General features: G+C 67.3%; 15 protein-coding genes. 9 read left to right on the plus strand and 6 right to left on the minus strand.

The annotated features are described in order from the left end of the window. Positions 1 to 167: 167 nt before the first annotated feature. From AC1DX5_RS05725 to AC1DX5_RS05735, 3 genes are read left to right on the plus strand one after another with little or no spacing between them, the layout of a single operon-like run. Positions 168 to 1,073 carry a sugar phosphate isomerase/epimerase family protein gene (locus AC1DX5_RS05725; protein ID WP_478014516.1) on the plus strand — a complete coding sequence of 302 codons (906 nt, stop codon included), beginning with the start codon at positions 168 to 170 and terminating at the stop codon, positions 1,071 to 1,073. Then, entirely contained in the window at positions 1,070 to 2,233 is a 1,164-nt protein-coding gene (locus tag AC1DX5_RS05730) for a Gfo/Idh/MocA family protein (protein WP_478014517.1), read from the plus strand. Before AC1DX5_RS05725 ends, AC1DX5_RS05730 begins: the two co-directional genes overlap by 4 nt. After that, a complete protein-coding gene (locus tag AC1DX5_RS05735; RefSeq protein ID WP_478014518.1) occupies positions 2,230 to 3,282 on the plus strand; it encodes a sugar phosphate isomerase/epimerase family protein in 1,053 nt (350 codons plus the stop codon). Before AC1DX5_RS05730 ends, AC1DX5_RS05735 begins: the two co-directional genes overlap by 4 nt. Positions 3,283 to 3,402: 120 nt before the next feature. Here AC1DX5_RS05735 and AC1DX5_RS05740 read toward each other — a convergent pair whose 3' ends face one another. Further along, positions 3,403 to 3,810, minus strand: a complete 408-nt coding sequence (locus AC1DX5_RS05740; RefSeq protein WP_478014519.1) for an endonuclease domain-containing protein — start codon at positions 3,808 to 3,810, stop codon at positions 3,403 to 3,405. 79 nt (positions 3,811 to 3,889) lie between these two features. Further along, positions 3,890 to 4,645, minus strand: a complete 756-nt coding sequence (locus AC1DX5_RS05745) for a ThuA domain-containing protein (RefSeq protein WP_478014520.1) — start codon at positions 4,643 to 4,645, stop codon at positions 3,890 to 3,892. Between the two features lie 131 nt (positions 4,646 to 4,776). Here AC1DX5_RS05745 and AC1DX5_RS05750 point away from each other — a divergent pair, with 131 nt between their 5' ends. Next, the gene (locus tag AC1DX5_RS05750) at positions 4,777 to 5,340 is read left to right on the plus strand and encodes a gluconate 2-dehydrogenase subunit 3 family protein (protein WP_465170954.1); all 564 of its coding nucleotides are present in this window, start codon (positions 4,777 to 4,779) and stop codon (positions 5,338 to 5,340) included. 33 nt (positions 5,341 to 5,373) lie between these two features. Further along, positions 5,374 to 7,062, plus strand: coding sequence for a GMC oxidoreductase (locus AC1DX5_RS05755; RefSeq protein WP_478014521.1), 1,689 nt, complete (start codon positions 5,374 to 5,376; stop codon positions 7,060 to 7,062). 75 nt (positions 7,063 to 7,137) lie between these two features. Here the strand turns inward: AC1DX5_RS05755 and AC1DX5_RS05760 are convergent, their stop codons facing one another. After that, complete coding sequence (locus tag AC1DX5_RS05760) at positions 7,138 to 7,590, minus strand: hypothetical protein (RefSeq protein ID WP_478014522.1); 453 nt, start codon at positions 7,588 to 7,590, stop codon at positions 7,138 to 7,140. Next, positions 7,587 to 8,750: a serine hydrolase domain-containing protein gene (locus AC1DX5_RS05765; protein WP_478014523.1), complete on the minus strand. Its 1,164-nt coding sequence runs from the start codon at positions 8,748 to 8,750 to the stop codon at positions 7,587 to 7,589. Before AC1DX5_RS05765 ends, AC1DX5_RS05760 begins: the two co-directional genes overlap by 4 nt. Between AC1DX5_RS05765 and AC1DX5_RS05770 the strand changes: the two genes are divergently transcribed. Continuing rightward, positions 8,749 to 9,069, plus strand: coding sequence for a hypothetical protein (locus AC1DX5_RS05770; RefSeq protein ID WP_478014524.1), 321 nt, complete (start codon positions 8,749 to 8,751; stop codon positions 9,067 to 9,069). The two genes, AC1DX5_RS05765 and AC1DX5_RS05770, sit on opposite strands and share 2 nt — an antisense overlap. A gap of 27 nt (positions 9,070 to 9,096) precedes the next feature. Here AC1DX5_RS05770 and mnmA read toward each other — a convergent pair whose 3' ends face one another. Further along, positions 9,097 to 10,209 carry a tRNA 2-thiouridine(34) synthase MnmA gene (mnmA, locus tag AC1DX5_RS05775; protein WP_478014618.1) on the minus strand — a complete coding sequence of 371 codons (1,113 nt, stop codon included), beginning with the start codon at positions 10,207 to 10,209 and terminating at the stop codon, positions 9,097 to 9,099. Positions 10,210 to 10,347: 138 nt separating this feature from the next. On the opposite strand from mnmA, the gene AC1DX5_RS05780 reads away from it, so the two are divergent. The 3 genes from AC1DX5_RS05780 (at position 10,348) to AC1DX5_RS05790 (ending at position 11,339) form a co-directional block, all read left to right on the plus strand. Then, positions 10,348 to 10,602, plus strand: coding sequence for a hypothetical protein (locus tag AC1DX5_RS05780; protein ID WP_465170959.1), 255 nt, complete (start codon positions 10,348 to 10,350; stop codon positions 10,600 to 10,602). Positions 10,603 to 10,673: 71 nt separating this feature from the next. Continuing rightward, a complete protein-coding gene (sciP, locus tag AC1DX5_RS05785; protein WP_465170960.1) occupies positions 10,674 to 10,973 on the plus strand; it encodes a CtrA inhibitor SciP in 300 nt (99 codons plus the stop codon). Between the two features lie 114 nt (positions 10,974 to 11,087). Beyond that, positions 11,088 to 11,339, plus strand: a complete 252-nt coding sequence (locus tag AC1DX5_RS05790) for a GlsB/YeaQ/YmgE family stress response membrane protein (protein WP_478014619.1) — start codon at positions 11,088 to 11,090, stop codon at positions 11,337 to 11,339. Positions 11,340 to 11,393: 54 nt separating this feature from the next. On the opposite strand, the gene AC1DX5_RS05795 is transcribed toward AC1DX5_RS05790, so the two are convergent. Next, positions 11,394 to 12,116, minus strand: a complete 723-nt coding sequence (locus tag AC1DX5_RS05795; protein WP_478014525.1) for an SIMPL domain-containing protein — start codon at positions 12,114 to 12,116, stop codon at positions 11,394 to 11,396. Positions 12,117 to 12,310 lie beyond the last annotated feature (194 nt).

The following is a 12,310-nucleotide window of genomic DNA, read 5'->3' on the forward strand; positions in this document are numbered from 1 at the left end:
GGTGTGGAGCGGCGCGCTCTGATCTGGCCGCGCGGTCGCATGGCGCGACCGGCGGCTGTTGTTGCGGCTTGCATCGCCGCGCCTCCCGGTCAATCATATAGGATGGGAGCGCACAACAAGGTGCGAAGGAAGCGGCGCCAGCCCGCGACTCCCGATGGAGGGGTCCGATGCTCGATCGCCGTACTTTTCTCGGTGCCACAGGCGCTGCCATTGCCACCGCGTTTCTGCCGGCCGATGCCCATGCCATGCCGCTAGGGCTTCCGCCGGGGCTCCAGCTCTGGGCAGTGAAGGACGATCTGGCGAAGGATTTCGCCGGCACGCTGAAATCGGTCAAGGCGATCGGTTATGACCGGGTCGAGGCCGCCGGCTGGGTCGGTCTGTCGCCGGCCGATTTTCGCAAGGGCGTGGCCGCCGCCGGGCTCGATTGCGTCTCCTGCCATTATTCGATGCGCGATCTGATGGACGAATTCGAAACCAAGCTCGCCGCCGCGCGCGAGGTCGGCGTAAAATTTTTCGTGGCCTCTTCCCCCGCCTCGGCGAAACCGCTCGATCCGAAGCGCCCCTGGATCCAGGCCGTCGCCGAGGCGATGACGCTCGACGACTGGCGCCGCAACGCCGCGCGGATGAACGAGATCGGCGCGCGCGCGAAAGCGCTCGGCATGCGCTTCGCCTATCACAACCATCCGGCCGAATTCCTCGCTTATGACGGCAAGGTCGCGTTCCACGAATTGCTCGAGCACACCGATCCCGCGCTCGTCGCGTTCGAGCTCGATCTCGGCTGGGCCGCCGCGGCCGGGCATGATCCGGCGCATGTGCTGAAGGAGCATGGCGCGCGGATCGAGCTGCTCCACGTCAAGGACATCGCGACGAAGGAACGCAAGCCGGGGCGGATCGCCGACGACCTGACCACCGTGCCGATCGGCAAGGGCAGCATCGACTGGCCATCGGTCTTCGCCGCCGCCAAGGCCGCGCCGATCAGGAGCTGGTTCATCGAGCAGGAACCGCCATGGGTCCAGCCCCCGCTCGCCGCGATCGCCGAGAGCATGGCCTATCTGAAGACCCTCGCCGCATGACGGCCGGTCCCGTCAGATACGCTATGGTCGGCGGGGGCGAGGGCGCCTTTATCGGCCCGGTCCACCGCACTGCGGCCGACATCGCCGGCAATTGCCGACTGGTGTCGGGCGCATTGAGCAGCGACGCCGAACGCGCGAAGCGCTCGGGCGTCGGGGCGGGCATCGCGCCCGACAGGAGTTATGCCAGCTATCAGGCGCTGCTCGACGGCGAGAAGGCGCTGCCCGAGGACGAGCGCGCCGAGTTCATCGCGATCGTCACCCCCAACCATGTCCATGCGCCCGTCGCCATCGCCGCGCTGGAGGCGGGCTTTCCGGTGCTCACCGACAAGCCGCTGACCGACACGCTCGACGCCGCGCTCGCTTTCCAGGCAGCGGCCACCCGCACCGGCGGACTGGTCGGCGTCACCCACACCTATCTCGGTTATCCGATGGTGCGCCAGGCCCGCGCGCTCGTCGCGGCGGGCGATCTCGGCGCGGTGCGGCGCGTCGCGGTGCGTTACACGCAAGGGTGGCTGGCCGGGGCCGGCGACGCGGTCGGCAAGCAAGCGGAATGGCGGATCGATCCGGCGCGCTCGGGCCTGGCCGGCGCGTTCGGCGATATCGGCACGCATGCCTTCAACCTGGTCGAATATTTCACCGGCGAGCGCATGACCCGCCTCTCGGCGGAACTGCGAGCCGCGGTGCCGGGCCGGCTGCTCGACGACGATGGCGCGGCGATGTTCCACCTCTCGGGCGGGGGGCGCGGCACGCTGGTCGCCAGCCAGATCTGCACCGGCGATTCGAACGGGCTGGAGATATCGGTCTGGTGCGAAAAGGCCGGGATCCACTGGCATCAGGAGCATCCCAACCATCTGCGCGTCGCGCGGCGCGGCGGGCCGGAGGAGATCTGGACGCCCGGCGTCGACCGGACCTATCTCGGCGAGGCGGCGATGCGCGTGACGCGCGTGCCCTCGGGCCATCCCGAGGGTTATCTCGAGGCCTTCGCCAATATCTATCGCGATTTTGCCGACGCAGTGCGCGGCAACGCGCCCGCCTCGCCCTGCTATGCCAGCCTCGCCGATGGCGTCGCCGGCATGCGCTTCATCCAGGCCGCGTATGACAGCAGCGCGGGCGGCGGGGCTTGGACCCATCTTGGGACCGATCTTGGAGACGATGCATGAAGGGTCCCGCCATTTTCCTCGCCCAGTTCGCGGGCGACGAGGCGCCGTATAATACGCTTGGGTCGATCGCCAGATGGGCGGCCGATCTCGGTTATGTCGGGGTGCAGATCCCCACCTGGGATTCGCGGCTGTTCGACCTGAAACAGGCATCCGAAAGCCAGGATTATTGCGACGAGGTCGCCGGGGTGTGCGCGGAAGCCGGGGTCGCGATCACCGAGCTGTCGACTCATCTCCAGGGCCAGCTCGTCGCGGTGCACCCCGCCTATGACGAATTGTTCGACGCCTTCGCCCCCGCCGAAGTGCATGGCAAGCCGGCCGAGCGCACTGAATGGGCCAAGGAGCAGGTCCGCATGGCCGCCCGCGCCAGCCGCCGCCTCGGGCTGAACGCGCACGCCACCTTCTCCGGCGCGCTGCTCTGGCACACCATGTATCCTTGGCCGCAACGCCCTGCCGGGCTGGTCGAGGAAGGCTTCAGGGAACTGGCGACGCGCTGGCTCCCCCTGCTCGATGTGTTCGAGGAGAATGGCGTCGATGCGTGCTTCGAGATTCATCCGGGCGAGGATCTGCATGACGGGATCAGCTGGGAGCGCTTCCTGACCGCGGTCGGCGAGCATCCCCGCGCCAACATCCTCTACGATCCCAGCCATTTCCTGCTGCAGCAGCTCGACTATGTCGACTTCATCGATCGGTATCACGACCGAATCCGCATGTTCCATGTGAAGGACGCCGAGTTCCGCCCCAATGGCCGCGCCGGCGTCTATGGCGGCTATGCCGACTGGGCCGACCGCCCCGGCCGCTTCCGCTCGCTCGGCGATGGCCAGATCGATTTCGGCGCGATCTTCTCGGCCTTCACCAAATATGACTATGCCGGCTGGGCGGTGGTCGAATGGGAATGCTGCTTCAAGCACCCCGAACAGGGCGCCGCCGAAGGCGCGCCCTTCGTCGAGGCGCACATGATCCGCAAAGCCGACCGCGCGTTCGACGACTTTGCCGGGGCCGCGCCGGATGCGGCGAGGAATCGACGGATCCTGGGTCTGGAGCGAACCTGATTCCCCTCCCTGAAAGGGAGGGGTTAGGGGGTGGGTAGGCGAGCAAAGCTCGCCACTCTACGCTAACCCCATGCGCCGCGTTCCGAAGCTGATGACAGACCGAGCCAGATCCCCCAGCCCCTAGCCAAAACGCGGCCGCCTCTCTCTCCCCTCCCTGGAAGGGAGGGGCTGGGGGTGGGTACCGCCGAGGCACTCGGCGGCCTCCGACAGGATATACGCAGCGGCGCCCTCCGGATTGGCCATCACATCGCTGTTCCACAGGCGAATGACTTTCCACCCCTGCCCTTCGAGCACCGCCGTCCGCTCCGCATCATAGGCCGCTCGTTCATGATGCTGCCCGCCGTCGAACTCGACCGCCAGCTTCGCGGCGCGGCACGCCAGATCGACGATGTAACGGTCGATCACCAATTGCCGGGTGAAGGCGGGGCGGTAGCGCGACAACAGTCGCCAGAGTATCCGCTCGGCCTCTGTCGCCTCGCGCCGCAACGACCTTGCCCGGTCGACCATGACTCTCGGAATGCGTCGCATTTTGCTAGCGTAGAACGGCGAGCTTCGCTCGCCTACCCACCCCCGCCCCCTCCCTTTCAGGGAGGGGAGAAAGGCACCGCTACCGCCGCAAAACCCAGTTCAGCCCATTCTCCAGTTCCCGCAGGAACCACGGGTCCTGATACGCCTCGGCGCCGTGCCCCATCGCGGTGTAGAACACCCGTCCGCCCTCGAACTCATGCACCCAGGCCACCGGATTGGGGTTTACGTCCGCCTCGCCGATCGATCCCGGGTCGACCGTCGCCAGCAGATGCAGCCGCGGGTCGTAATCGTCGTAATAATACCATTCGTCGACATGCCGGCTGATCGGCGCGAGGCCCCTGGTCACTGGATGCTTCGAATCCACCACGGTCACCGTCCCCTCGGGCGTACCCTTGGGGTGGCGCTGGAAATAGCCGCCGATCATCCGGCCGTACCACGGCCAGTTATAGTGCGAATCCGCCGCGGCATGGATGCCCACGATCCCGCCGCCGCGATGGACAAAGGCCTGGAGCGCGTCGCGCTTGCTGCCGGTCAGCCATTCCGAGGTCGGATCGCTCTTCCTGCTGGTGTTGCTGATCAGGATGATCGCCTCCACGCCCTTCAGCCCCTCGGCGCTGAAAACGTCGGGATCGGCACTCGCGACCATCGTCACGCCCATCTTCTTGCCCATCGCCTGCAGCGCCGCCACGCCCGGTTCGATCGAGGCATGGCGATAGCCGGTCGAGTAAGTGAAGATCAGGACGCGCGGCGCTTCCTTTGCCCAGGCAGCACCGCCACCGACCAGGGTCAGCGCGCCCAGGAGGATCGCCAGCAGGCGAAGCACATGTCTCATCATCGATCCTCCCCACGGCCCGCGCTCTCCAGCTTGGTACCGCTAACGCTAAAGGCTGGACAAGGTCCGCTCCGCCCGGCAGTCTGGCCTGCAAGCTGGAGGCGCACAAGCGCCCAGATGCAGAGGATGGTGGAATGGTCGACGGCCCCGGGCTCGACAGCACAGCACTCGATCGCCGTGCGCTCCTGCGCAGCGCGATCCTGCTCGTCGGCGGCACCATCGCCGGCCTGCCCGACATCGCCTTTGCGACCGCTCCCACCAGGGCCTTCTTCACTGCCGGAGAACGCGCTGTGCTCGATTCGGTCTGCGCCGCCCTGATCCCGCGCACCGATACGCCCGGCGCGCTCGAGGCCGGCGTGCCTGCCTTCATCGATGCGATGATGACCAACTGGGCAGCGCCGAAGACGGCCGAACGCTTCCGCTCGGTGCTGGCCAATATCGACAATGCCGCCCGCACGGAAACCGGCAAGGGTTTCGCCGCGCTCACGGCAACCGAGCGCGATACCCGCCTTGCCGCGCTCGACGCCGCCGCTTTCGCGAAAAACGACTGGGACTGGCGCCGGTTCAAGAGCCTCGCGCTGACCGGCTATTATCTGTCGGAGCCCGGCGCGACTCAGGAACTTCGCTACGAACTGGTGCCGGGCGCGTGGGAGCCAGCGGTGAAGATGGGTCCCGACACCCGCGCCTGGGCGGTGTGACATGACGATTTCGGGGATCATCGGGGGACGGCAATGAGCTTCGACGCGATCGTCATCGGATCGGGCATGAGCGGCGGCTGGGCCGCCAAGGAACTGACCGAACGCGGCCTCAAGACGCTGGTGATCGAGCGTGGCCGGCATATCGAGCATGGCAGCGACTACACCGACTCGCTCTCGCCCTGGGAGCTCGACAATTACGGCCAGGTCTCGGAGTCCGAAATCGAGGCCGATTATGAGGTGCAGAGCAAATGCTATGCCTTCTCCACCGCCAACAAGCATTTCTGGGCGAAGGACAGCGACCACCCCTATACCACGCCCGAGGACAAGCCCTTTTACTGGATCCGCGGCTATCACCTCGGCGGCCGATCGCTGATGTGGGCACGGCAATCCTACCGCCTGAGCGAGATGGATTTCGAATCCAATGCGAAGGACGGCTATGGCACCGACTGGCCGATCCGCTATCCCGACATGGCCAAATGGTACGACCATGTGGAGACCTTTGCCGGCATCTCCGGGTCGCTGGAGGGGCTGTCGCAACTGCCGGACGGCAAATATCTCCCTCCCATGGCGCTGACCCCGGTCGAGGCGGAATTCGGCCGCAAGATGGAAGCGGCCTTTCCCACCCGGAAGCTGATCACCGGGCGCTGCGCGCATCTCACCGCGCCGACGCCCGAGCATGAAGCACTCGGCCGCGGCGCCTGCCAATACCGGTCGCTGTGCGAGCGTGGCTGCTCCTATGGCGCCTATTTCTCCAGCCTCAGCGCAACCCTGCCGGCGGCGAAGAACACCGGCAACCTGACCATCGTCACGGACGCGATCGCGCACAGCATCGTCTACGACCCCAAGACCGGCAAGGCATCGGGCGTGCGCGTGATCGACCAGAACACGAAGGTCGGCACCGTCCATGAGGCGAAGCTGATCTTCCTGTGCGCCTCGACCTTCGGCACCGCGCAGATTCTGCTGAATTCGACCTCGGAGGCCTTTCCGACCGGCCTCGCCAACCGCTCCGACATGGTCGGGCGCAACGTGACCGATCATATCAGTGGCATGGGCGCGGCCGGCACCTATCCCGGTTTCGACGATATCTATCATCACGGCCGCCGCCCGAACGGCTTCTACGTCCCGCGCTATCGCAACGTGACCGAGCCCGGCGACGGCTATACCCGCGGCTTCGGCTTCCAGGGACGCGGGCTGCGCTCGAGCTGGCAGCGCGGCATCGGCGAATCCGGCACGGGCGCCGCACTCAAGACGAAACTGCGCAAGCCCGGGCCATGGACGCTGAACCTCAATGGCTTTGGCGAGATGCTGCCGCGGCCGGAGAACCGCGTCACGCTTCACCCGACCCGGACCGACAAATGGGGCATCCCGATCCTTCATATCGACGTGTCGCTCGGGCCGCAGGACCGGAAGATGATCGACCAGGCCAGTGCCGATGCAAAGGCGATGCTGGAACTCGCCGGCTGCACCGACATCACCCAGACCAGACATTATGGCGGGCTGGGCCTCGGCATCCATGAAATGGGCACCGCCCGCATGGGCAAGGACCCGAAGACCTCGGTGCTCAACGGCTATAACCAGGCACATGACGTGCCTAACCTGTTCGTCACCGATGGGTCGTGCATGGCCTCGTCCGGCTGCCAGAACCCGTCGCTGACCTATATGGCGATGTCGGCGCGCGGCGCGCACCATGCGGTCGAGTTACTGCGCGCCGGCAAGGCCTAGATCGCTTCGGCTATTCTTTCTGCTTCCCCGGCGAAGGCCGGGGAAGCATTGAAGGAGGTATGTGCGCCGCAACGACTACCCGGCCGGGGCGCAGGCCTTGCCGGTGTTCGCGCAGAACAGCTTGAGCACGTCGCCCTTGAAGTCGAGCTTGCCGATCGACGTCATCGTCGCGGCAATCACGCCGGGCATCGCGGTGCGCTGACGGACGGCCGCGCTGGTTTCGACCGCGGCGACCAGCGCCCGCAGGTCCTCGACCGACAGCGCCGCGGCATAGGCATGGCCCTCGGCATCGAGCAGCCGCCCGGTTTCCGCGGCGGCGACCGCCTTGGCCGTGGCGCGCAGCTCGGCCTTTTCGGCGTCGCTCAGCTCCTTGTGCTCCGCGACCAGCTCCTCGGTCTCCTTGGCCGTTAGCAGCGGCACCAGCGCCGCGAGCGTCCCCGCATCGGCCAGCCGCCGGCCGAGCAGCTCGGCCTCGCTCGACGGCGCCGCCGCCTGCAGCATGACGGCAACCAGCATCGTCCCGATCATCGTGTCCCTCCCGGCCGGTCGAATCCGGCGACGACATCGCCGAGCGTCTGCATCAGCGCCGCATTGCGCTTGTCCGGCGTATTGCCCAGCCGCACCACCACGATCCCGCGGCCCGGCCCGCTGTCCGGGCTGGCGATCACCAGCTGGCCGAGATGCCCGTCGGCGGCGATGGCGCTCGCCGGGCCCTTGCCGGGGAACAGGGTCGCCTTGCCTTCGGCCCCGCCCGGCCGGTTGAGCCAGGTCTGCGCGCCATATTCGGCATTGGTCGGCGAGGGCGTCTTCATGAAGGCCAGCCAGGCCGGATCGACCACCTGCCGCCCGTCGGCCGCCTTGCCGTCGAGCAGCAGCCCGCCGATCCGGCCCCAGTCGTCGAGCGTCATGTGCAGGATCGACCCGCCGATCTGCGTGCCGGCGCCGTCATATTCGAGCACCGCGCTGGTGATGCCCGCGGGCCGAAACAGCCGGGCCTCGGCAAAGTCGGTATAAGCCTTTGCCCGCACCCGCGGATCATGGCTGGCGGTCAGCGCCCGCGACACGATCTCGGCAAGGATGATGCTGGTCAGCGAGCTATAGCGGAATGTGGTGCCGGGCCTGGTCTCGAGCGGATGGTCGATCGCCGCCATGGCCATGGCGGCGGTATGGCTCACGAACAGCGTCTGGTTGGTATCCGATCTCTCGATCGGGTCGCCCACCTCGACATGCTGCAGCCCCGACGACATCTGCAGTAGCTGGCGCAAGGTGATCGCCGCGCGCGGATCGCCGGCCCCATGCCATTCGGCGATCGGGGCTGGCGCATCGAGCTTCAGCCGCCCGTCGGTCACCAGCGCGCCGACCAGCATGCCGGTCACCGTCTTCGCCATCGACCAGCTGATGAAGCGGTTGCGGTCCGAATAACCCGGCGCATAGGCCTTGAGCGCCGGGCATCCGTCCGTGGTCACCAGCACGGCGCGGGTTTCGGGGTGGTCGGAAAACAACAAACGGATCGGCGCCATCGACTTCGCCAGGTCGGCGCCGGGGCAGGACGTAGCGGTGTAGGTCGGTCGCGCCTGCGGCGCACCATCGGCGCTCGCCAGGAGCACCGGCACCAGCGCGAGAAGGGCGGCCTTGCGCAGCATCGCCGCCACGATAGGGTGCACGCCCATGAAGGCAAGGCGCATCATGGCAGGTCTGGGAGTGCTGCTGCTGGCGCTGCTCGCTACGGCTTTCCTCTACGCCCGTTCGTTCACGCCCCAGCTCGAGCTCGGCACCGGCTATGCCGCCCGCGTCGCCTGCGCCTGCCGCTATATCGGCAACCGCGACCTGAAGAGCTGCCGCGCCGATTTCGAACCCGGCATGGAAGCGATCCGCCTGGCCGACGATCCGGCGACGAAAACGGTCACCGCCTATGTCCCCCTGATCGCCAGCCGCTCGGCGACCTACGATCCGGTGCTCGGCTGCCAGCCCGAACCGTTCAAAGGCACGCCGCTGAAAGTCCGCTAACTCCCTATCCTGCACGGGAGTAGGATTTCAGGCAGCTTCGCGCGCGACGGCCCGCTCCGTTTCCTCGATCCACCCGCCGCCGAGCACCCGCTCGCCGGCATAGAGCACCGCCGCCTGGCCCGGCGCGACGCCATATTCGGGCGCGTCGAACACTACCCGGTCGCCGATCAGCCGCGCCGGTACCGGCTTGGCAAGCGAGCGCACCTTGGCGGTGAGCGGGCCCTGATGGTCGCCGCCGATCCAGTTGATCTCCGACAGCCGCGCCGCCTCGACCGCCAGCGCCGCCTTCGGCCCGACCACCACCCGGCGGCTCTCCGGCTCGAGCCGCACGACATAGAGCGGTTCGGGCGTCCCGCCGATCTCCAGCCCGCGCCGCTGGCCCACGGTGAAGTGAATCAGCCCGCGATGCTTGCCCAGCGTCCGTCCGCCCTCGTCGACGATCTCGCCGCTGGTATCGGCCTCGGGCCGGAGCTTCTTGACCAGCGAGGCATAGTCGCCATCGGGCACGAAGCAGATGTCCTGGCTGTCCGGCTTGGCCGCGACGCCCAGCCCCAGCTCCGCCGCGAGCTCGCGCACCCGGGTCTTGGGCAGGCCGCCCAGCGGAAAGCGCAGATAGTCGAGCTGGTCCTGCGTCGTCGCGAACAGGAAATAGCTCTGGTCCCGCGCCGGATCGACCGCGCGGTGCAGCTCGGCCCCTGCCGCTCCCTCGACCCGGCGGACATAATGGCCGGTCGCCAGGCAATCCGCGCCGAGGTCGCGCGCGACCTGGAACAGGTCGGTGAATTTCGGCCCCATGTTGCAGCGGACGCAGGGGATCGGCGTGCGGCCGCGCAGATATTCGTCGGCGAATCCGTCGATCACCTGGTCGCGGAAGCTCGATTCATGGTCGAACACATAATGCGCGATGCCCAGCCGGTCGCACACGGCGCGTGCGTCGCGGATGTCGCGGCCGGCGCAGCAGCTGCCGGCGCGGCCCACCGCCTCGCCATGGTCGTAGAGCTGGAGCGTCACGCCGATCGTCTCGGCGCCGCTGCGCGCGGCGAGCGCCGCCACCACAGAGCTGTCCACGCCGCCCGACATCGCGACGACGATGCGCCTGCCGGTCAGGTCCGGCCCCAGCTGAAAATTGCCCTCGGTCATCATGGGCCGCAGATAGGCGCGCATGGCCCGCGATGCAAAGCCGCCGGCCTGTTCGGGCGTTGAATCGGCTTTACCAGAATTTCAGACCCTTTCCCTAAACCGGGCGTCGATCGAGTCTCCGACCCCGGAAAGGGCGCTATGGATCTGAGTTTTTCCCGGTTCGAGGCTGACGCCAGCGTCACCGTCCTCCCGCCCGATCTGGCGGTGCTGATGGTGGGGATCGCCGCGCGCCAGGCCGCGAGCCCGACGGCGCGACACCAGGCCCATCTCGTGCCGGCGCCGAGCCGGCGCCACTGGTTCGCCCCGGACCATGGCGCGTTCAATCCGGCGGTCGCCGACATGATGACTCGGGAACATGAAGGAATGAACCCGTTATTTACTGAGCCGCTTTAGCCGGCGTTCAAGTCCGCCGGGTAGTGATGGTGCAGAAAAGATGGGGCCGCTGCCCCGATCGAGGTTGATAGATGATCGAAAACCAGAAGATTCGCCCCGCCAAAGTCATCGGCCCGCTCGGCGAACCGCTGACCCTCGACACGCTGCCCCCGCCCGAGACGACCCGCTGGGTCGTCCGCCGCAAGGCCGAGGTCGTGGCCGCCGTGAATGGCGGGCTGTTGTCGGTCGACGAAGTGTGTGACCGTTACGGCCTGACCGTGGAGGAATTCGCGGGCTGGCAGCGGGCGATCGACCGTTCGGGCATGCCCGGGCTGCGGGTGACACGCATCCAGCATTATCGGTCGCTGTACGAGCGCCAACAGAATTATTGACGCTGGACGGGCCGCGTCGCTGAATCGAGCGAAACGCTCGCGGAACAAATCCAAGCAGTCATGAGTCTTTCCCGTCGGAACCCGGACTAGCCGGGAGCAACGGAGGGAAACATGGTGGGTCTTATTGTTTGGCTCGTGGTGGGTGGCGTCGTCGGCTGGCTCGCCAGCATGGTCATGCGTACCGACGGGCAGCAGGGTATCATTCTGAACGTCGTGGTCGGCATCATCGGTTCAGTGATCGCGTCCTTCCTGTTCGGAGGCGGGATCAACCAGGTCATCACCATCACGACCTTCGTCTATTCGCTGATCGGCGCGATCATCCTGCTCGCGATCGTCAATCTGGTTCGCCGCGGCTCCGTCCGCTAAGCGCCAGACCAGCATCAAGGCGGGCCGCCCGGGCAACCGGGCGGCCCGTTTCGTTCATTTCAGCAGGAACCGGACATTGACCGAGACGGTCACCTCCGTCTCGCCCGGCACGACCCGAGTCGAGGCGTCCATGCCCGCCGCCGCGCGATTGCTGAACATGATCGGCTGCGGCGTGCTGCCGTCATTCTGGCCGGCTTCCGCAATCGACAGGATCCGCGACACCGAGAGACCGGCGGCGCGCGCATAGAGCTCGGCGCGCGCGCGGGCGCGCTTCACCGCATCCGCCCGCGCCTCGTCCAGCGCCGCCTCGGGCTGGTCGATCGAGAGCGTCGGGCCGTCGATCTGGTTGGCGCCCTGCGTCACCAGCGCATCGAGGATCGCGCCCGCTTTGGCGATGTCGCGAAAACGGATCGAGACGCTGTTGCTTGCCTGATAGCCGGTGACGACCGGGGGCTGGCCATCAGTGTAGCGATATTGCGGGCTGAGCGACACGCTCGCCGTCCGGTTGTCGCGCGGGGCCACGCCGGCGCGCTTCAACGCGTCGAGCACCGCCGCCATGCGGCTGGCATTTTCGGCAAGGGCCGCGGCGGCGGTCGCGCCCTGGGTCACCACGCCGGCGCGGATCGTCGCGACGTCGGGCACGCGGGTCGTTTCGCCCTGGGCAGTGACGTCCAGGATCGCGCCATCGGCGACGATGGTGGGGGTCACCTGAGCCGCGGCGGGCGACAGGCTGAGCGGCAAGGCGGCGAGCGCCACGGCGGTCGCAAGGTAACGCATCAATAATACTCCCGAATCGACCGGGCCGATCTGGCCCGCACATCTTTCCTGCGCCACGTCTGCCAACCTGAGCTGAACGGTCGATCCGACGCTGGACCCAGATCGGTGATATGCAACGATTTCTTCGCGATGACGAGGCGCCGCACTTGCGAAAACGGCCCGAAACGGCCATGGCCGCTGCGGCGCAAACGACC

Source organism: Sphingomonas sp. P2_B6, assembly GCF_056404755.1.

Coding starts and splice junctions, on each gene's coding strand:
- AC1DX5_RS05745 (WP_478014520.1), bottom strand. CDS start 4,645: ATGATGAGACATGTGCTTCGCCTGCTGGCGATCCTCCTGGGCGCGCTG.
- AC1DX5_RS05725 (WP_478014516.1), top strand. CDS start 168: ATGCTCGATCGCCGTACTTTTCTCGGTGCCACAGGCGCTGCCATTGCC.
- sciP (WP_465170960.1), top strand. CDS start 10,674: ATGATCGAAAACCAGAAGATTCGCCCCGCCAAAGTCATCGGCCCGCTC.
- mnmA (WP_478014618.1), bottom strand. CDS start 10,209: ATGACCGAGGGCAATTTTCAGCTGGGGCCGGACCTGACCGGCAGGCGC.
- AC1DX5_RS05750 (WP_465170954.1), top strand. CDS start 4,777: ATGGTCGACGGCCCCGGGCTCGACAGCACAGCACTCGATCGCCGTGCG.
- AC1DX5_RS05765 (WP_478014523.1), bottom strand. CDS start 8,750: ATGATGCGCCTTGCCTTCATGGGCGTGCACCCTATCGTGGCGGCGATG.
- AC1DX5_RS05735 (WP_478014518.1), top strand. CDS start 2,230: ATGAAGGGTCCCGCCATTTTCCTCGCCCAGTTCGCGGGCGACGAGGCG.
- AC1DX5_RS05780 (WP_465170959.1), top strand. CDS start 10,348: ATGGATCTGAGTTTTTCCCGGTTCGAGGCTGACGCCAGCGTCACCGTC.
- AC1DX5_RS05760 (WP_478014522.1), bottom strand. CDS start 7,590: ATGATCGGGACGATGCTGGTTGCCGTCATGCTGCAGGCGGCGGCGCCG.
- AC1DX5_RS05795 (WP_478014525.1), bottom strand. CDS start 12,116: ATGCGTTACCTTGCGACCGCCGTGGCGCTCGCCGCCTTGCCGCTCAGC.
- AC1DX5_RS05755 (WP_478014521.1), top strand. CDS start 5,374: ATGAGCTTCGACGCGATCGTCATCGGATCGGGCATGAGCGGCGGCTGG.
- AC1DX5_RS05770 (WP_478014524.1), top strand. CDS start 8,749: ATGGCAGGTCTGGGAGTGCTGCTGCTGGCGCTGCTCGCTACGGCTTTC.
- AC1DX5_RS05740 (WP_478014519.1), bottom strand. CDS start 3,810: ATGCGACGCATTCCGAGAGTCATGGTCGACCGGGCAAGGTCGTTGCGG.
- AC1DX5_RS05730 (WP_478014517.1), top strand. CDS start 1,070: ATGACGGCCGGTCCCGTCAGATACGCTATGGTCGGCGGGGGCGAGGGC.